Annotated in this window: 14 protein-coding genes; 7 read left to right on the top strand and 7 right to left on the bottom strand. The window is 73.9% G+C overall.

Going from position 1 to position 18,354, the window contains the following annotated elements; translation table 11 throughout:
• The coding region (locus ACFWZ5_RS38155; protein WP_384892002.1) for a DUF4956 domain-containing protein at positions 1-414 on the bottom strand (414 nt) is incomplete at its 3' end.
• Positions 415-558: 144 nt separating this feature from the next.
• Between ACFWZ5_RS38155 and ACFWZ5_RS38150 the strand changes: the two genes are divergently transcribed.
• The 4 genes from ACFWZ5_RS38150 to ACFWZ5_RS38135 all read left to right on the top strand — a co-directional run bounded on the left by ACFWZ5_RS38150 (position 559) and on the right by ACFWZ5_RS38135 (position 7,661).
• Complete coding sequence (locus ACFWZ5_RS38150) at positions 559-1,149, top strand: DJ-1/PfpI family protein (protein WP_384805200.1); 591 nt, start codon at positions 559-561, stop codon at positions 1,147-1,149.
• Entirely contained in the window at positions 1,146-1,646 is a 501-nt protein-coding gene (locus ACFWZ5_RS38145; protein ID WP_384805198.1) for a MarR family winged helix-turn-helix transcriptional regulator, read from the top strand. The genes ACFWZ5_RS38150 and ACFWZ5_RS38145 overlap by 4 nt, the downstream gene beginning before the upstream one ends.
• 121 nt (positions 1,647-1,767) lie before the next feature.
• Positions 1,768-3,627, top strand: coding sequence for a serine/threonine-protein kinase (locus ACFWZ5_RS38140; RefSeq protein WP_384805211.1), 1,860 nt, complete (start codon positions 1,768-1,770; stop codon positions 3,625-3,627).
• Positions 3,628-3,989: 362 nt separating this feature from the next.
• Positions 3,990-7,661 (top strand): hypothetical protein, encoded by a 3,672-nt coding sequence (locus tag ACFWZ5_RS38135; RefSeq protein WP_384805589.1) that lies wholly within the window; start codon positions 3,990-3,992, stop codon positions 7,659-7,661.
• Positions 7,662-7,695: 34 nt separating this feature from the next.
• Here ACFWZ5_RS38135 and ACFWZ5_RS38130 read toward each other — a convergent pair whose 3' ends face one another.
• A complete protein-coding gene (locus tag ACFWZ5_RS38130) occupies positions 7,696-8,979 on the bottom strand; it encodes an adenylosuccinate synthase (protein WP_384805587.1) in 1,284 nt (427 codons plus the stop codon).
• 174 nt (positions 8,980-9,153) lie between these two features.
• On the opposite strand from ACFWZ5_RS38130, the gene ACFWZ5_RS38125 reads away from it, so the two are divergent.
• A complete protein-coding gene (locus ACFWZ5_RS38125; protein ID WP_384805585.1) occupies positions 9,154-10,110 on the top strand; it encodes a diacylglycerol kinase in 957 nt (318 codons plus the stop codon).
• 183 nt (positions 10,111-10,293) lie between these two features.
• On the opposite strand, the gene ACFWZ5_RS38120 is transcribed toward ACFWZ5_RS38125, so the two are convergent.
• Together ACFWZ5_RS38120 and ACFWZ5_RS38115 are read right to left on the bottom strand one after the other, a co-directional pair.
• Complete coding sequence (locus tag ACFWZ5_RS38120) at positions 10,294-11,151, bottom strand: class I SAM-dependent methyltransferase (protein ID WP_384807008.1); 858 nt, start codon at positions 11,149-11,151, stop codon at positions 10,294-10,296.
• A gap of 369 nt (positions 11,152-11,520) precedes the next feature.
• Positions 11,521-11,937, bottom strand: coding sequence for a GbsR/MarR family transcriptional regulator (locus tag ACFWZ5_RS38115; RefSeq protein WP_384805402.1), 417 nt, complete (start codon positions 11,935-11,937; stop codon positions 11,521-11,523).
• A 302-nt stretch (positions 11,938-12,239) separates the two neighbouring features.
• Here ACFWZ5_RS38115 and ACFWZ5_RS38110 point away from each other — a divergent pair, with 302 nt between their 5' ends.
• The gene (locus tag ACFWZ5_RS38110) at positions 12,240-13,196 is read left to right on the top strand and encodes an ATP-binding cassette domain-containing protein (RefSeq protein WP_384805392.1); all 957 of its coding nucleotides are present in this window, start codon (positions 12,240-12,242) and stop codon (positions 13,194-13,196) included.
• Entirely contained in the window at positions 13,193-14,818 is a 1,626-nt protein-coding gene (locus tag ACFWZ5_RS38105) for an ABC transporter permease (RefSeq protein ID WP_384805394.1), read from the top strand. Before ACFWZ5_RS38110 ends, ACFWZ5_RS38105 begins: the two co-directional genes overlap by 4 nt.
• A 56-nt stretch (positions 14,819-14,874) precedes the next feature.
• On the opposite strand, the gene ACFWZ5_RS38100 is transcribed toward ACFWZ5_RS38105, so the two are convergent.
• From ACFWZ5_RS38100 to ACFWZ5_RS38090, 3 genes are read right to left on the bottom strand one after another with little or no spacing between them, the layout of a single operon-like run.
• Positions 14,875-16,122: a cytochrome P450 gene (locus tag ACFWZ5_RS38100; RefSeq protein ID WP_384805396.1), complete on the bottom strand. Its 1,248-nt coding sequence runs from the start codon at positions 16,120-16,122 to the stop codon at positions 14,875-14,877.
• A gap of 19 nt (positions 16,123-16,141) precedes the next feature.
• Positions 16,142-16,825: a response regulator gene (locus ACFWZ5_RS38095; protein WP_384805398.1), complete on the bottom strand. Its 684-nt coding sequence runs from the start codon at positions 16,823-16,825 to the stop codon at positions 16,142-16,144.
• On the bottom strand, positions 16,822-18,201 hold the full coding sequence (locus tag ACFWZ5_RS38090; RefSeq protein ID WP_384805400.1) for a histidine kinase: 1,380 nt from the start codon (positions 18,199-18,201) through the stop codon (positions 16,822-16,824). The genes ACFWZ5_RS38095 and ACFWZ5_RS38090 overlap by 4 nt, the downstream gene beginning before the upstream one ends.
• Positions 18,202-18,354: the final 153 nt, after the last annotated feature.

Genomic DNA, 18,354 nt, shown 5'->3' with positions numbered 1-18,354 from the left:
GGTGACGACCGCGCGGCGGTCGCGGGCGTACAGGCGCGGGTGGTCGGCGGCGTACATCACGAGCAGCAGCACGGCGGCGAGGCCCGCGGCCAGGGGCAGCGAGAGGCCGGGCAGGCCGCACAGGAGGCCGAGGACGAGCGTCGTGAAGTAGTACGCGACCTCCTGGTGCTGCACCGCGTCGGAGCGGAGCCGGACGATCGACAGGACCCCGAAGAGCCCGAACCCGAGCGCGAGCCCGCCGCCGCTCTTCGCCTCCGACAGGGCCGCGACGACCGCGAACAGCGCGACGTTCAGGGCGAGGTACGCGGGGACGAGCTCGCGCCTGCGGTGGCGCGGATAGAAGACGCCGAAGGTCAGGAGCGTGACGGCCGCGAGGTCGAGGCCGAGGTGGGCGGCGAGGGTGTGGAGTTCCATGGCCGGGACGGTAGGGAGGCGTGGGTTAAGGGGGCTCCTTGCGGACGTTAAGCGGCGTCTCCGGCTTCCGGCGACACTTTGAGCATTGACAGTATGCTGTCGTAGTGACAGCATGCTTACATACGCCGCTGAGTGGAGGCCGTCATGAGCCGCAGTGTTCACCTCGCCGTCTACGACACCCTCGCCGACTGGGAGACCGGCTACGCCACCGCGTACCTCGCCCGCGCCGGCCACCGCGTCCGCACCGTCGCCGCCACCCGCGAGCCCGTCACCAGCGTCGGCGGGGTCCGCGTCCAGCCCGACCTGACCCTCGACGAGCTGCGCCCCGAGGACAGTGAGCTGCTGATCCTGCCCGGCGCCGACCTGTGGGACACCGGCGACCGGCTCGCCCCCTTCGCCCGCGCGGCCCGCGCCTTCCTCGACGCGGGCGTGCCGGTCGCCGCGATCTGCGGCGCCACGGCGGGCCTCGCCCGCGAGGGCCTGCTCGACGACCGCGCGCACACGAGCGCCGTACCGATGTACCTGGACGCCACGGGCTACCGGGGCCAGGAGCGGTACGTCGAGACCGACGCCGTCACCGACGGCGACCTGATCACGGCCGGGCCCACCGAGCCGGTCGCGTTCGCCCGCGAGGTGCTCAAGCGGATGGGCGCGTTCGAGGGCGAGAAGCTGGACGCCTGGTACCGGCTCTTCCACGACTCGGACCCGGCCGCGTACGAGACCCTCAACTCATGAGCGAGGACAGCAAGGACACGGAGAACAGGGGCAGGGACGAGGAGCGGGGCGCGCAGGAGCTGCTCAGCCGTACCGCGCTCGGCGTCTTCCGGCTCAACGGCCAGTTCCTCGCGGTGTCGGAGGAGCTCGCCAGGCCCGCCGGGCTCACCGCCGCCTGGTGGCAGGTCCTCGGCGCGGTCCTGCGCGAACCCCTGCCGGTGGCCGGAATCGCACGGGTCATGGGCATCACGCGGCAGAGCGTGCAACGTGTCGCGGACCTGCTCGTGCGGCGCGGACTCGCCGCGTACGTGCCGAATCCGGCGCACCGCCGCGCCAAGCTCCTCACGCCCACCGACGCGGGCCGGGAGGCGATCGCCCGGATCCGGCCCGGCCATGCGGAACTCGCCGCGCGGCTCAGGGACGCGCTCGGCGAGGAACAATTCGCGCAAACAGCCCAGGTGTTGGAGGCCCTTTCACAGGCCATGGCGCGGCTGGAGTCCGCCGTTACGCAACCGTAGACGTAACCCCGGGCCGCCCCTGTTGAGCCCGCACTATCCTCAGTCTGTTGCAGCGCGGTGCACGCAGAGTGGCCGCGCCGGAAGTGGCTGGAACTTGGGGGAGGACGGCGCCGCGATGGCCATGGAGAAACTGGGCCCGGGGGATCCGCAGCGCATAGGCGCCTACCGACTGCTCGCGCGGCTCGGCGCGGGCGGCATGGGGCAGGTGTACCTGGCGCGCTCGGACCGCGGCCGTACGGTCGCGGTGAAGCTGGTCCGCGAGGAGCTCGCCGCGCAGGAGGAGTTCCGCGGCCGGTTCCGGCAGGAGGTGGGGGCCGCGCGGCGCGTCGGCGGCGCCTGGACCGCGCCGGTCCTGGACGCGGACACGGAGGCGGCGATCCCGTGGGTCGCCACCGGGTACGTCGCCGGGCCCTCGCTGCAGGCCGTCGTCTCGCAGGACCACGGGCCGCTGCCCGAGCGGTCCGTGAACATCCTCGCCGCCGGGCTCGCCCACGCCCTCAAGGACATCCACGCGGCCGGGCTCATCCACCGCGACCTCAAGCCGTCCAACGTCCTCGTGACCATCGACGGCCCCCGCGTCATCGACTTCGGCATCGCCCGCGCCCTGCAGACCGTCACCGACGGCGGGCTCACGCGGACCGGGGCGCTCGTCGGGTCGCCCGGCTTCATGGCGCCCGAGCAGGTCCGCGGCGACCGCGTCACGGAGGCGTGCGACGTCTTCTGCCTCGGCTCCGTCCTCGCGTACGCGGCCACGGGCGCGCTGCCGTTCGGGACGGCCAACAGCGGGGTGCACGCGCTGATGTTCCGGATCGCGCAGGAGGAGCCCGATCTGGACGGGGTGCCCGAGGAGGTCGCGGAGCTCGTGCGCGACTGCCTCGCCAAGGACCCGGCCGCACGGCCCTCGCTCGACGACATCCTGGCCCGCACGGGCACCGAGGACACGCTCTTCGAGGGGAAGTCCCTCGAGCCGTGGCTTCCGGGCGCGCTCGTCGCCCAACTCGGGCGGCATGCCGTGCAGTTGCTGGACACGGAGAATCCCGAGGGGGACGTGGACGGCGAGGCCGGGGCCGCGTCCGCCCCCACGCCTCCGCCCACCGCCCCGCCCGCGCCGCAGTCCGCCCCCGCGAACGGTGCCGCGGCGAACGGCGCCGCGGCACCCGGCCAGGACACCCCTCCCCCGCCCGGCGCCCCCGGCCACGCGCCCCCCGTCAACCACCTCCCCACCATGGTCAGCGGCGCGCCCCCCGCCCCGGCGCCCACGCCGAGCCACGCGCCCGCCTACGGCTACCCGCAAGCGCCCGCGGGCCCCGCCGGCCCCGCCGCCTACGGCTACCCGCACCCGCAGCCCCCGTACGGCCAGACGCCGCCCTACGGCCCGACCCCGCCGTACGGCCCGCCGCCCCTCGACCCGCCGCGCCGCAGCGGCCGTTCCACCGCGCTGCTCGTCGCCGTGGCCCTGATCGTGGCCGTCGGCGCGGGCGGCACCGTGTACGCGGTGATGAAGGGCGACGGCGACCCGAAGGCGCGCGGCGACAGCAAGAACCGCGGCTCCAGCGCGCCGAAGACGCCCGGCACCCCGTCCGACTCCGGCTCCGGCAGCCCCTCGCCGTCCACGTCGACGCAGTCCGACGACGGCCCCGTCCCGGAGAAGTTCCTCGGCACCTGGAGCGGCAGCCTCACCACCGACGCGGGGCGCAGCACGCGTGAACTCACCATCCAGCAGGGCGAGGTCGGCGACACCGTCCTGTCCGTGACCGCCGACGGCCCGCTCGAGAGCGGTGGCACGTATCACTGCGTGTTCCAGGGCAAGCTGGAGTCCGCGTCCGAGAACCGGCTCAGCATCGGCCCGACGGAGGTCACCGTCGGCCCGGCGACGACCTGCGACCCCGGCAAGCGCAGCGAGATCGTGATGGTGCCCGGCGGCCAGCTGCGCCGCGCGAACGTGGACGGCAGCGGGGCGCTGACGTACACCAAGAACTGACGTACACCAAGAACTGACGCCCGCGGAGAACTGACGTCCGCGGAGAACTGGCGTACTCGAAAGCGGGGCGCCGGGCCTGTCGACCCGGCGCCCCGGTTTCCCCCCGATTCCCCCTGGGGTCCCCCGTTTTCCCCCTGGGGCCCCCGATTTACCCGGGACCCCCCGATCCCCCGGGTTCCCCCGTTCCGTCAACAGTCCAGCGGCCGCGGCTTTGTCCCGCACCTCTCTACGTGCCTCGGGACAAAAAAGTGGGGCGCCGTGACAGGCCCGCGAGTTGGCTCGCGAGCCGCTTCCGCGCCGGCGCGGCAACGGTGTTGGGTGGGTGCCTCACCGCACGCCACGGGGGACACGGGGAGGCCTGGGTGGGGCGTCGTGAGAAACCGATCGATCCGTCGGCAGGGCCGGTGGAGCGGTTCGCGTACGAGCTGCGCGAGCTGCGCCGGGCGGCGGGCACACCGACGTACCGGGCGATGGCCCGCCGCGTCGACTACTCCGCCACCGCCCTCGCCTACGCCGTCGCGGGCGAGAAGCTGCCGTCGCTGCCGGTCGCGCTCGCCTATGTGCGGGCCTGCGACGGCGACCCGGCCCAGTGGGAGCGGCGCTGGGGCGAGGCGCGGCGCGCCGAGGCGGCCCTGCCACCGGACGAGGACGAGGAGAAGGAGCCGCCCTACCGCGGCCTCGCGCGCTACGAGGCCCGGGACGGCGACCGGTTCTTCGGCCGCGACCGGATCACCGCCGACCTGCTGCGACTGACCCTGGAACACCGCCTGGTCACCGTCTTCGGGCCCTCGGGCAGCGGCAAGTCGTCGCTGCTGCGCGCCGGGCTCGTCCCCCGCCTCCAGGAGCCCGGCGCGGAGCACGCCCGGCCCGCCGCGATCCGCATCCTCACCCCGGGGCCGCGGCCCGCCCGCACCCACGAGCGGCTCTTCGACCCGGCGGGCGCGGAGGGCGACACCTGGCTGCTCGTCGACCAGTTCGAGGAGGTCTTCACCCTCTGCCACGACCCGGGCGAACGGGACCTGTTCATCGACAGGATCCTCGCCGCCCGCGACGACGACCGGCGGCTGCGGGTGGTCCTCGGCGTACGGGCGGACTTCTACGGGCACTGCCTGCAGCACCGCGGCCTCGCCGAAGCGGTGCGCGAGGCGGGACTTCCGGTGGTGCCGATGAGCCCCGACGAGCTGCGCGAGGCCATCGTCCGTCCCGCCGCCGCGCAGGGACTGCTCGTCGAACGCGCCCTGACCGCCCGGCTCGTCGAGCAGACCGTGGCCGAGCCGGGCTGTCTGCCGCTGACCTCGCACGCGCTCCTGGAGACCTGGCGCCGCCGCCAGGGCCGCACCCTGACGACCGCCGCGTACGAGGCGTCCGGCGAGGTGGCGGGCGCGCTCGCCCGCACCGCCGAGGACCTCTACACCCGCCTGCCCGTCGGCCACGCCGACCTGGCGCGCCACATCCTGCTGCGCCTGGTCGCCCCCGGCGACGGCACCCCCGACACCCGCCGCCCCGTGCCGCGCGCGGAGCTGGACACCGGTGACCCCGACGGCACCGCGCGCGTCCTCGACCGGCTGGCCCGGGCCCGGCTCATCACCCTCGACCACGACACCGTCGACCTGGCCCACGAGGCCGTCATCACCGGCTGGCCGCGGCTGCGCGGCTGGATCGGCGACGACCGCGAACGCCTGCGCTGCCACCGCAGGCTCACCGAGGCCGCCGAGGTCTGGCAGGAGCTCGGCCGGGACGACGGCGCGCTGTACCGGGGTACGCGGCTCGCCACCGCCGACGAGCACTTCCCCGAGGACCGCCGCCAGCGGGACCTCACCGGCCTGGAGCGGGACTTCCTCGCCGCCAGCGCCGCCGCCCGCGACCAGGAGGCGCGCGCGGCGGCGCGGGTCACACAGCGCCTGCGCCGGTTCACCGTGGCCCTGTCCGTGCTGCTCGCCCTCGTCCTGACCGCGAGCCTGGTCGCCTGGCAGCAGAGCCGCGACAGCGACCGCGAACGCAACCGGGCCCGCGCCGCCCAGCGCCTGGCCCAGTCGCGGCAGCTCGCCGCGCAGTCCGCCGCGCTGCTGCCCAGCGACCCCGACCTCGCGTCGCTCCTCGCGATCGAGGCCCGCCGCACCGCACCCACGCCCGAGGCGACGAGCAGCCTCTACGCCGCCGCCGCGCTCCCCCTGCGGCACCGGCTCACGGGCCACACGGGGCGGGTCCTCACGGTGGCGTTCAGCCCGGACGGGCGGACCGTGGCCACGGGCGGCGACGACGGGACCGTACGCCTGTGGGACGCGGCCACCGGCCGGGCGCTCGCCGTCCTCACCGGCCACACCGGCGACGTGTACGCGGTGGCGTTCAGCCCCGACGGGCGGACCCTCGCGACCAGCGGCGACTGGCGGGTGCTGCTGTGGGACGTGGCGGCGCGCAGCATCCGCACCACCCTCACCAGCCGCAAGGACGTCGTCTTCGCCCTCGCCTTCAGCCCCGACGGCCGCACCCTGGCCACCGGCAACGACAACGGGACCGTACGCCTCACGGACGCGGACACCGGCAGGCGGGGCCCGACCCTCACCGGCCACACGGAGCCGGTCTTCTCCGTCGCCTTCAGCCGCGACGGCGACACGCTCGCCACCGGCAGCACCGACAAGACGGCCCGGCTGTGGAACACGGCCACCGGGAAGCAGCGCATCACCCTCAAGGCCCACACGAACACGGTCACCGGCGTGGCGTTCAGCCCCGACGGCGACATGTTCGCCACCAGCGGCGCCGACACCGCCGTGCGGCTGTGGGACGCGGCCACCGGCAGGCGGCGCGCCACCCTCACCGGCCACACGGGCGAGGTCACCGGGGTGGCGTTCAGCCCGGACGGGCGCACCCTGGCCACCAGCGGCACCGACAGGACCGTACGCCTGTGGGACGTGCGCAGCGGCAGGACGCGCACCGTCCTGACCGGCCACGCCGAGCAGGTCTCCGGGGTGGCGTTCGGCCCCGACGGCCGCACCCTGGCCACCAGCAGCCACGACCGGACGGCACGGCTGTGGAACACGGCCGGACGGCCGCCGCCCACCACGCTCGCCGGCCACGGCGAGGCGGTCATCGCCGTCACCTTCAGCCCCGACGGCCGCACCCTCGCCACCAGCGGCGCCGACTGGGTGGTGCGCCTGTGGGACACGGCCAGCGGCCGCACCCGGGTCCGCCTCAAGGACGGCTCGGGGCCGGTCCCCGCCCTCGCGTTCAGCCCGGACGGGCAGACCCTGACCACCGTCAACGACTCGCAGACGATGCGGGTGTGGGACGTGGCCGACGGCAGGCGCCGCACGACGCGCACCGGGCGCGCGAGCATCTTCGAAACGGTCGCGATCAGCCCCGACCGGCTGACCCTCGCCACCTCCGACGGGGACCGGACGGTGGAGCTGTGGGACGTGTCCGTGCGCCGGGCCCGGCCCCTGAAGAACCCCGGTACGGTCCACGCGGTCGCGTTCAGCGACGACGGCCGCACCCTGGCCACCGGCGCCACCGACGGCACGGTCGGGCTGTGGGACGTGGCCACCGGCAAGCGGCGCGCCACCCTCACCGGCCACACGAGCGCGGTCGTGGCCGTGGCCTTCAGCCCCGACGGAAACGTCCTCGCCGCGGGCGGCGAGGACGGCAGGCTACGGCTCTGGGACACCGCGACGGGCACGGCACGGGCCACGCTCATGGCCCACGCGGGCAAGGTCGCCGCGGTGGCCTTCGGCCCGGGGGGCCGCACCCTCGCCTCCGCGGGCGACGACGGGACCGTGGGCCTGTGGGACACGGCCACCGGCAGGCGGCGCGCCCGCCTCACCGGGCCGACCGCGCCGGTCTTCGCGGTGGCCGTCGGCCCGGACGGGCGGACCGTGGCCACCGGCGGCGAGGACGGGAAGGCACGCCTCTGGAAGGTCGACCTCCCCACCGCGCCGGAGGCCGTCGACCGCATCTGCCGCGCAGTGCACCGCGACCTGACCCGGCAGGAGCGCGCGGGCTACCTGCCGGACCAGCCGCGGCGTCGGGTGTGCACCTAGGGCGTGTCTTCGGATCAGAGATGCACGGAACGGGCTAGATGAACGAGTTGATCTCGATCGTCTCGTCGCGGCCGGGGCCCACGCCGATCGCGGAGATCGGGGCGCCGGACATCTCCTCCAGGGCCTTCACGTACGCCTGCGCGTTCTTCGGCAGGTCGGCGAAGGTCTTGGCCTTGGTGATGTCCTCGGACCAGCCGGGCAGCGTCTCGTAGATCGGCTTCGCGTGGTGGAAGTCCGACTGGCTGTACGGCAGCTCCTCGACGCGCTTGCCGTCGATCTCGTACGCCACGCAGACCGGGATCCGCTCCCAGCCGGTGAGGACGTCGAGCTTGGTGAGGAAGAAGTCCGTCAGGCCGTTCACACGGGTCGCGTAGCGGGCGATCGGGGCGTCGAACCAGCCGCAGCGGCGGTCGCGCCCGGTGGTGACACCGCGCTCGCCGCCGATCTCGCGCAGCGCCTCGCCGTCCTTGTCGAAGAGCTCCGTCGGGAACGGGCCCGCGCCGACGCGCGTGGTGTACGCCTTCAGGATGCCGATGACGCGGCTGATCTTCGTCGGGCCGACGCCGGTGCCCGTGCAGGCGCCGCCCGCGGTCGGGTTCGACGAGGTGACGAAGGGGTACGTGCCGTGGTCCACGTCCAGGAGCGTGCCCTGGCCGCCCTCGAACAGGACGACCTTGTCCTCGTCCAGGGCGTTGTTGAGGATCAGCGTCGTGTCGGCCACGTACTGCTTGATGTTCTCGCCGTGCTCAAGGAGCTGCTCGACGATCTGCGCCGACTCGATGGCGCGGCGGTTGAACACCTTCGTGAGCAGCTGGTTCTTCTGCTCCAGGGCCGCCTCGACCTTCTGCGTCAGGATCGACTCGTCGTAGAGGTCCTGGACGCGGATGCCGGTGCGGTTGATCTTGTCGGCGTAGGTCGGGCCGATGCCGCGGCCGGTGGTGCCGATCTTCCTCTTGCCGAGGAAGCGCTCGCCCACCTTGTCGACCGTCACGTTGTACGGCGTGATGATGTGCGCGTTTCCGCTGATCAGCAGCTTCGACGTGTCGACGCCGCGCTCGTTCAGACCGCTCAGCTCGGAGAGCAGGACCGACGGGTCGACGACGACGCCGTTGCCGATGACCGGGACGCAGTCCGGCGAGAGGATCCCGGAAGGGAGGAGATGCAGCGCGTACTTCTGGTCGCCTACGACGACGGTGTGGCCGGCATTGTTGCCGCCCTGGTAACGCACCACATAGTCCACGGAGCCACCGAGCAGGTCGGTGGCCTTTCCCTTGCCTTCGTCACCCCACTGAGCACCGAGCAGCACGAGTGCGGGCACAGGCGTACACCCCTTCCGGGCGGGGCATGTCCAAGGTCAGGGGCCGCAGCCAGTAGCCGTCGGCCGCCGGTGTGGGTGTGCCTTGGACGCCCCGGAATAGACGAAGCCCCTGGCGCAATAGCGCAAGGGGCTCTTGCACAAAGATGCTACCCGAGGACTAAAGAAAGGGCGCACGTGTCGGCTCGCGACCAGCGCGATGAACTCGTCGTGATCATCGACCCGGTCGCCCGGCGCACCGACGGCGAGTCCGTGCGCATCGCCAAGGACGTGCTTGGCGCGGGCGCCGCCCTGAAGATCTGCCTGCCCGACGGGCCGGAGGAATTCGCCCGTGCCCTGGTCAGACGGGGTGCGCGCCGGCCCGTCGTGGTCGGCGACGACCAGGCGCTTCGACGCGCCGTCGGCGTCCTGCACCGCGAGCGGGCCCTGGCCGCCGCCGAGGTCTCCGTCGTCCCGGTCGCGGCCAGCGCGTCCGCCGTGCGCCTCACCCGGTCGCTGGGCGTCCCCACGGGGGCGGTCGCCGCGGCGCGCGCCGTGCTCGACGGGGTGCCGCGACGGCTCGACCTGCTCGTGGACGACCGGGACGAGGTGGTCCTGGGGGATGTGTGGATCCCGGCGGGTTCGGGCGGGGGCGCCTCAGGGGGGTACGGGAAGGGCGGGGCCGGGGCTGCCGACGGGTCCGCCGGATCGGACGGATCGGACGGAGCGGACGGGGACGGTGGGTCCGCCAGGGGCTCCGGGTCCGCCGGGGGCTCCGGGAGCTCCGGGGGCGGTGAGCGGCATGCGTGGCTGCGGACCTGTCAGTCCCTCGTCCGGACCCTGGGCGCCCGGCCGGCGCGGCCGGCGGCCGGGCCCGCGCGGCTGCGGGTCGAGGCCGACGGCGTCACGCTCGTCGACCTCGACCAGCCCGTCGAGATGGTGGCCGTCACCCCTGGGATCGGGGGGCTCGCGCGGGTCGAGGTCCGGCCGGCCTCCGTCGGCGCGGAGGCCGCGCCCGTGCGGGCGCGGGCCCGCTCGGTGACGGTGTCGGGGCCGGACTTCCGCTATCGCGCGGACGTGGTGACCGCGGGTCCCGTACGCAGTCGTACGTGGACGGTGCACCCCCAGCCCTGGCGCCTGATCCTGCCGGAGTGAGCCGCCTGCCGCTGCCGCGCTAGGGCGTGTCTTTTGGATCAGGCCGGATCAGCCCGCGGCGTCTGGTGCGGTGCATCGCAAGGCGGAGCATCGTCCTCGTACTGGGCGTACGTGGGCGGTGCGACAACGCGGCGAGGTGCCGTGCCAGGCGTCGCGGGCCCGGCCTGATCCGAAAGACACGCCCTAGGTCGTGGCCACGAGGAGTTCCTCCGCGCTGGACGGGCTGAGGCCGTCCGTCCTGCCCGCGAAGTAGCGCTGGGCGAGGCTCGCGGCCGAGACGTGCCGGGCGTCGCGGAACCCGGTCTCGCGGGCGAGGGCCAGCATCTCGTCGGGGGAGAAGAAGCTGATGAAGGGCGTACCGGACGCCCGGGCCGCGCGCTCGGTCGCCTGGAGCAGGGGGCGCTCGTCCGGCGCGACGAGGTCGAGCGGCAGCATGAAGGTCGTGGCGAACGTGGAGCCGGGGGCGAGCTCGGCGACCTGGCGCAGGGTGGCCGCGGTCGCCTCTCTCGTGAGGTACATGGTGACGCCGGTCGAGGCCACGACCGCGGGGCGCTCCGCGTCGAAGCCGGCCGCGACGAGCCGTTCCCACCAGGAGGGGCCCGACTCGAAGTCGACCGGTACGAGGTGCAGCCACTCGGGGACGCCGAAGCCGAGCTCGGTCAGGCGCCGCCGCTTCCAGGCCTGCGGTTCCGGCCGGTCGACCTCGAACACCCGCAGGCCTGCGGCGGTGTCGGGCCTGCGCTGGGCGAAGGTGTCCAGGCCGGCGCCGAGGGAGACGTACTGGGTGACGCCCTGGCCGGCCTGGTCCACGACCAGGTCCTCGATGTAGCGGGCGCGGGCCACGATGGACGCGCGCATGCGGCTCGTGGCGTGCGCGTCCATGTCCGGTCGGCCGCGCCAGCCGTCGTCCGGTGCCGCGAGGCGCAGGCCGACCTCGTCCTCGAGTACGTGGGGTGGCGGGTCGGCCCGGACGTGGAGGGCCCGCCAGAGGGCCACCCTCAGCGCCGTGCCGTCCGCCGTCGCGGCTCGCTCACCAGACATGCCGTCCCCTCTCCCGCGCCGGGCCCGTCCCGCGCGCCCCCACGCTATGCGGCCCGCCACCCCCACCACTTCTCCGAAATTGCGCAACCGGCACACATGGCCGCAGGCCCTGCCCGGTCCCTGGGCACAGGTCCCGCCGCTACCGCGGCGGCTTCACCCCGCCCGCCCTCCCACTACCAACCGTCCCGGCGGCACCCGCCGACGGCGGCCAGCCCCCACCGGGGGCGCCCACCCCGCGGGAGGGTGGAAACGGGCGGGCGGGTGGGAAACAAACCGCCGCGGTAGCGGCGGAAACCCCCCACCGGCCCGCACCCGGGTCCGATGCGCCCGGCGGCGGGTCCCCCCACCCCAGGGCTCACGCCGAAGGCGTCAGGGCGTGGGCGGGCCGAAGAGGGACTCCCGGCGGACACGCCACCGTGCCATCAGTCCCGCCAACTCCTCCTGCACGAACTCGAAGAACGCCAACGTCTCCCCGAGCCGCCGCCCGGCAGGCGTGTCCGCCCCCAGATGCCCGATGCCCTCCCGCAGCGCGGCCTCCCACCGCTGCAGCACGTTGTCCCGGTTGCCGAGCGCCTCGTACCACTGGTTGCCGTGCACCCGGAAGAGGTCGCGCCGCGAACCCGGCTCGCGCTCGCGCGTGATCATGAACTGCTGCGTCAGATAGCGCACGGCCCCGGACACCGCCGCCGGACTGACGTGCAGCCGCTCCCCGAGCTCCGCCGCGGTGAGCGCGCCGGAGTCGGAGGCGAGCAGCGCGGCGAAGACCCGCGCGGGCATGCGCGGCATCCCGGCCCAGACGAGCTGCGCGGCGAACTGCTCGGTGAACCGCGAGGCGGCCGCCGACTCCTCCTCGGGAGTACGCCCCCCGGCCTCCACGCCATTCACCTTGCGCTCCACGCCCACACCCGCACTCGTACTCGTACCCGCGCCGCCCGCACCGCCCACAGCCCCATCACCGCTCAAGGCGCCCACGCCAGAACCCTCGCTGCCCATCCGTCGATCATCTCCCCGACGTCCACCACCGCACGCCCAAGTTTAAGCGCTTCCTTAACTTCACAAAATTGTGAAACTAGCGTAGTTTCAAAAACATGACGAAGGCACACCCCGCCATTGAGGTGTCCGGCCTGCACAAGTCCTTCGGCCGGACGCACGCCCTCGACGGGCTCGACCTGCGGGTGGAGGCCGGTGAGGTGCACGGGTTCCTCGGGCCGAACGGCTCGGGGAAGTCGACCACCATCCGGGTCCTGCTCGGCCTGCTGCGCGCCGACTCCGGGACGGCGCGCCTGCTCGGCAGGGACCCGTGGCACGACGCCGTGGAGCTGCACCGGCACGTCGCGTACGTGCCCGGCGACGTCACGCTGTGGCGCAATCTGTCCGGCGGCGAGGTCATCGACCTGTACGGGCGGCTCAGAGGAGGGCTCGACAAGGCGCGGCGGGCGGAGCTCGTCGAGCGGTTCGAGCTCGACCCGACGAAGAAGGGCCGCACCTACTCCAAGGGCAACCGGCAGAAGGTCGCCCTCGTCGCGGCCTTCGCCTCCGACGTCGACGTGCTCGTCCTCGACGAGCCGACCTCCGGGCTCGACCCGCTGATGGAGGAGGTCTTCCAGTACTGCGTCGAGGACGAGCGCGAGCGCGGCCGCACCGTACTGCTGTCCTCGCACATCCTCAGCGAGGTGGAGACCCTCTGCGACCAGGTCAGCATCATCCGCGGCGGGCGGACGGTCGAGAGCGGCTCCCTCGCCGACCTGCGCCACCTCACCCGCACCAGCGTGCACGCCGAACTCGCGGCCGCCCCCGACGGCCTGGCGCACCTGCCCGGCGTGCACGACCTGGACGTCCAGGGCCACCAGGTGCGGCTCCAGGTCGACACCGACAAGCTCGACGCGGTCCTGCGCGCGCTCACCGACGCGGGGGTGCGCTCCCTGACGAGCACGCCGCCCACCCTGGAGGAGCTGTTCCTGCGGCATTACCAGGACGACCGCGCCGACCGCACGGGTACCGACCGCCCCGGCCCCCGGGGCGAAGAGGCGGCGGTGGCCCGATGACCCTCACCCTCGGCAGCCCGCCACTGCCCGCCTCGCAACGAGCCGCCCGCAGGCGCCAACTCGCCGGGACCTGGCCCCTGTTCCGGCTCGCCCTGCGCCGCGACCGGGTCCTGATCCCGGTCTGGCTCACGGTCGTCACGATGATGGTCCTGAGCATGCCGAACACGCTCAGGAACGTGTACGGCACCCCCGCGGAGCGCGCGGACCTGGTCGAGTCGATGACCACGAACGCCTCCCTGCGCGCCTTCTACGGCCCGGTGTTCGAGCAGTCGATCGGCGGCCTCACCGCGTGGCGCGTCGGTACGTACGCCGGGCTGCTCGCCGCCGTGATGAGCCTGGTCGTCGTCGTACGCCACACCCGCGAGGAAGAGGAGACGGGGCGGCAGGAGATGGTGTCGTCCGCCATGGTCGGGCGCCGGGCGCCGCTGACGTCCGCGCTGCTCACGGCGCTCGCCGCCAACGCGCTCCTCGGTCTGCTCATCGCGGCCGGGCTCGCGGGCGAGGGCGGCACCGGCGCGGTCGCGCTCGGCCTCGCCGTGGCCTGCGTGGGCATGGTGTTCGCGGTGTTCGCCGCGATCGTCGCCCAGCTCACGGAGAGCGCCCGCCTGGCCAAGGGCCTCACGTCGGCGCTGCTCGGCGCGGCCTTCGTGCTGCGCGCGGCGGGCGACTCGGCGACGGCGGACGGCTCGTCGCCGCTCACCTGGCTGTCGCCGGTCGGCTGGCTGGAGAACACCCGCGCCTTCGGCGACGAGCGGTGGTGGGTGCTGCTGCTCTTCGCGGGCACGATCGCCGTGGGGTGCGTCACCGCGTACGAACTGGCGGGCAAGCGCGACGTCGGCATGAGCTTCCTGCCGTCGCGGCCGGGCCCGGCGAACGGCCGCGTCGGCACGGCGGGCGCGCTCGCGTGGCGGCTCCAGCGCGGGGCGGTGTACGGGTGGAGCGCGGGCTTCCTGGTCGCGGGCGTCGTCTTCGGCGGCATGACGGACGGCGTCGCCGACCTCGTCGGCGACAACGAGAACACCCGCGAGATCTTCCGGCGCATGGGCGGCCACGCCGGGCTCACCGACGCGTTCCTGTCCGCGATGATCGGCATCATCGCGATGGTCGGCGCGCTCTACGTCGTCGCGTCGGTGCTGCGGCTCCACGGTGAGGAGACCGCACAGCGCGCGGAGCCGGTCCTTGCGAACGCCGTCGGCAGGCTGCGCTGGGCCGCCGGGCACCTCGTCATCGCGTTCGGCGGCGCCGCACTGATCATGCTGCTCGCCGGGTGCGGCCTCGCGCTCGGGTACGGGCAGGACGCCGGGCCGGTCCTCGGCGCCTGTCTGGTCCAGGTGCCCGCGATCTGGCTGATCGGCGCGCTCGCCGTGCTGCTCCACGGCGCCGCGCCCCACCTCGCCGTCGGCGCCTGGGGGGTGGCGGGCGCGGCCCTGCTCATCGGCTGGTTCGGCCCCGCGCTCGACGTGCCGCAGGCGGTCATGAACCTGTCGCCGTTCTCGCACCTGCCGAAGCTGCCCGGCAACGACATGGCGTGGCCGCCGGTGCTGCTCCTGACGGCCCTGGCGCTCGCCCTGACGGCGGCGGGCCTGGCGGCCCTGCGCCGACGGGACCTGCTGACCGGCTGACGGACCCTCGTATCAGCCACATGAGCCGTCGCAGCACTGCACTCAGCACTCGGCACTCAGCACTCCACGAGGAGTTCCCCGAGCCCCCGGATCACGAAGTTCGGCTTGCGCTCCGGCTCGGCGGCGAGCCGGAGCGCGGGGGCACGGCGCAGCAACGCGCCGAGCGACGCAGCGAGTTCGATCCGCGCCAGCGGGGCGCCGATGCAGTAGTGCAGGCCCGCGCTGAAGGAGATGTGCGGGTTGTCGGCCCGCGCCAGGTCGAGGGTCTCCGGGTCGGCGAAGGCGTCCGGGTCGCGGTTGGCGGAGCCGAAGAGCAGCGCGACCTCGCTGCCGCGCGGGATCACGGTCCCGTCGACCTCGATGTCGTCGAGCACCCACCGCTCGAAGAGCTGCAACGGCGTGTCGTAGCGGAGCAGTTCCTCCACGGCCGTCGGCAGCAGGCCGTCCGGGTCGGCGCGCAGGGCGGCGAGCTGGTCCGGGTGGCGGAACAGCGCGTACCAGCCGTTGGCGGTGGCGTTGACGGTCGCCTCGTGCCCGGCGTTCAGGAGCAGGACGCAGGTGGAGATCAGCTCCTGCTCGCTGAGCCGGTCCTCGTCCTCGTGGGCGGCGATGAGGCCGGTGAGCAGGTCGTCGCCGTCGAGCCCGGCCGCGCGCCGCGCGGCGATCAGCTCCCTCAAGTACGCGGAGAACTCGACCGACGCCCGCACGGCGCGCGCCGCCGTCTCCTCGGACGGGTTCAGCTCGTACATGCCGCAGATGTCGGCCGACCAGGGCCGCAGCTGGTGCCGGTCGTCGCCCTCCGGGATGCCGAGCATCTCGGCGATCACCGCGACGGGCAGCGGCTCCGCGACGCGGGCCACGAGGTCCCCGCCCCCGTCCGCGACGAGCCCCCGCACCAACTCGTCGGCGAGCCCCTCCACATACGGCCCGAGTCGCGCCACCGTGCGCGGCGTGAACGCCTTCGCGACCAGGCGGCGGATGCGGGTGTGGGCCGGGGCCTCCAGGTCGAGCATGCCGTTGTCGTTGAGGACGTGGAACGGCTCGTGCGCGGGCGGCGGCGCCTGGCGGCCGAACTCCTCGTGACTGAAGCGGTGCAGATACGTGCGGCCGAGCCGCCGGTCGCGCAGCAGCGCCGCGACGTCCGCGTGGCGCGGGATCAGATACTGGTCGCTCGGCCCGTAGTGGTGCACGCGGCCGCGGGCGCGCAGCTCGGCGTACGCGGGGTAGGGGTCCGCGACGAACGCGGCCGCCCCGGGCGCGAAGACACCGGTCACGTCTGCCCATTCACCTGCCCATTCACCCATGAACGGACGTTAGACCCTCTCACCCGGGCGTGACCAGCCTCGCCTCGTACGCGAACACCGCCGCCTGCGTGCGGTCCCGCAGCCCCAGCTTCACCAGGATGCGGCTGACGTGCGTCTTGATGGTGGACTCGGCGACGACGAGGTGCGTGGCGATCTCCGCGTTGGAGAGCCCCTGCGCGATCAGGACGAGCACCTCCGTCTCGCGCTCGGTCAGCTCGCCGTACTGGGCCTGCGCCTGCGCGGAAACCCCGAGCTGCGGCCGGTCCGACAGCTTCGAGAACTCCGTGATCAGGCGCCGCGTCACGCTCGGCGCGAGCAGGGCGTCGCCCGCCGCCACGACCCGTACGCCGTCCGCGAGCTGCCGCGCCGACGCGTCCTTCAGCAGGAAGCCGGACGCGCCCGCGCGCAGCGCCTGGTACACGTACTCGTCGAGGTCGAACGTCGTCAGGACGAGGACCTTCGTGGTCGCGCCGGCGGCGCCGGAGACGATCTCGCGGGTGGCGTCGATCCCGTTCATCTCCGGCATGCGGATGTCCATCAGGACGATGTCCGGGGCGAGTTCGCGCACGCGCTCCACGGCCTCGCGGCCGTTCACCGCCTCGCCGACGACCTCGATGTCCGGCATCGCGTTGAGCAGGACGGAGAAGCCCTCGCGGACCATCATCTGGTCGTCGGCGATCAGGACACGAATGGTCCGGGTCATGCGGACTCCCCCGGGGTCGCGGGCACGTCGGCGACCGCCGCCCCCGTCGCTGTCGCCGTCGCCGTCGCCACGGGAACCGGCAGGAACACCGTCACCTCGTACCCCCCGTCGGCGGTGGGCTCCGCCGTCATCTCGCCGTCGAGCATGGTGACCCGCTCCCGCATGCCGGTGATGCCGTGCCCGGCGCCGGGCGAGGGCTTGACGAGCCCGGTGGCGGGGCCGTTGACGATCCGCAGTCCGAGCCCGCCAAGCACGTACCCGATCTCCACCCGGGCCGTCGCGCCCGGCGCGTGCCGCAGGCTGTTGCTCAGGGCCTCCTGCACGATCCGGTACGCGGACAGCTCCACGCCCTGCGGCAGCTCGCGCGCGGCGCCCGTCACGACCTTCTCCACGCTCAGGCCCGTGCCGCGTACGTTGTCGAGGAGCCGGTCGAGGTCGGCGAGCGTCGGCTGCGGGGCGTCGGGGGCCTCGTAGTCCTCGGCGCGGACGACGCCGAGGACGCGGCGCAGCTCGGTCAGGGCGATCACCGCGTTCTCGCGGATCGTCGCGAAGGCCTGCTCCAGCTCCGGCGGCGGGTTCTGCACGCGGTACGGGGCGGCCTCCGCCTGGATCGCGACCACCGACATGTGGTGCGCGACCACGTCGTGCAGCTCACGGGCGATGTTCGTGCGCTCCTCCAGGAGCGTGCGCCGGTCCCGCTCGACGGCCGTGACGGTGCGCTCGGCGACGACCTCCTGGCGGGCGGAGCGGTTCAGCGTCACGAGGCTGACGAGGGCGACGACGATGCCGCTGAAGACCGCCATGGCCATCGCGTCGGAGTCCGCGACGAGCCCCGACGCCGGATACGACGTGGGCCCCGACGTACCCGCGAACATCGAGTACAGGACCGTGATCACCCACATCCACGCCGCCGTGCGCGGCCGGGTGCGCGCCGCCACGATGGCCATCACCGCCGTGTGCCCGACGACCGAGCCCGGCGCCCACGGGAACCAGCCGCCGCTGTTCAGGACCACCATGACCGGTGTCATCCCCAGCGAGAGCCACCAGGCGAGGACCGGCCGCACCAGCGTCAGGGCCACGGCCGCCGCGGGCAGGATCCCCGTCAGGGCCCATCCGAACTCGCTGCTCTGCCAGTTGCCGAAGCCGCCCACGTAGGCGGCGATCAGCGTGATCAGGGCGAGGGTGAGCACCGTGGCGTGCGGGAACCACGCCGCGGCCGCGCGTATCCGGCCGCGGAAGCCGGCGGGCAGGCCCGTGTCCGTCCTCAGCGGGGGCAGGGGGCGGTAGGCGAAGGCGTCGTGGAACAGGTCGGTGCGGAGTCCTTGCAGGGCGTTCTGCGCGAGGTGGAACTCTGGGCTCCGGGGTTTGTCGGTCACGGGTACGACGGTACGGGGGCGGGTCGCCCTTGGGCGTCCCGCGTGGGATGGGTTCCGGGGGTCCGTCGCAGGTACTACGTGGGCCCTAACGGGGGGTTCCCCAATCCCGCCCCTTCCCGAACTGGGGCTCCGCCCCAGACCCCGCTCCTCAAA

Source organism: Streptomyces sp. NPDC059003 (genome assembly GCF_042740445.1).
Lineage (GTDB): Bacteria > Actinomycetota > Actinomycetes > Streptomycetales > Streptomycetaceae > Streptomyces.
The sequence above is the reverse complement of the archived record's forward strand: the minus strand, read 5'-3'. Positions and strand labels throughout refer to the sequence as shown.

What these genes read in the sequence shown, in the direction of transcription:
- ACFWZ5_RS38150 (WP_384805200.1), top strand. Translation starts at nt 559, where the DNA reads ATGAGCCGCAGTGTTCACCTCGCCGTCTACGACACCCTCGCCGACTGG.
- ACFWZ5_RS38145 (WP_384805198.1), top strand. Translation starts at nt 1,146, where the DNA reads ATGAGCGAGGACAGCAAGGACACGGAGAACAGGGGCAGGGACGAGGAG.
- ACFWZ5_RS38140 (WP_384805211.1), top strand. Translation starts at nt 1,768, where the DNA reads ATGGAGAAACTGGGCCCGGGGGATCCGCAGCGCATAGGCGCCTACCGA.
- ACFWZ5_RS38120 (WP_384807008.1), bottom strand. Translation starts at nt 11,151, where the DNA reads ATGTCTGGTGAGCGAGCCGCGACGGCGGACGGCACGGCGCTGAGGGTG.
- ACFWZ5_RS38115 (WP_384805402.1), bottom strand. Translation starts at nt 11,937, where the DNA reads ATGCCGCGCATGCCCGCGCGGGTCTTCGCCGCGCTGCTCGCCTCCGAC.
- ACFWZ5_RS38110 (WP_384805392.1), top strand. Translation starts at nt 12,240, where the DNA reads ATGACGAAGGCACACCCCGCCATTGAGGTGTCCGGCCTGCACAAGTCC.
- ACFWZ5_RS38105 (WP_384805394.1), top strand. Translation starts at nt 13,193, where the DNA reads ATGACCCTCACCCTCGGCAGCCCGCCACTGCCCGCCTCGCAACGAGCC.
- ACFWZ5_RS38100 (WP_384805396.1), bottom strand. Translation starts at nt 16,122, where the DNA reads ATGGGTGAATGGGCAGGTGAATGGGCAGACGTGACCGGTGTCTTCGCG.
- ACFWZ5_RS38095 (WP_384805398.1), bottom strand. Translation starts at nt 16,825, where the DNA reads ATGACCCGGACCATTCGTGTCCTGATCGCCGACGACCAGATGATGGTC.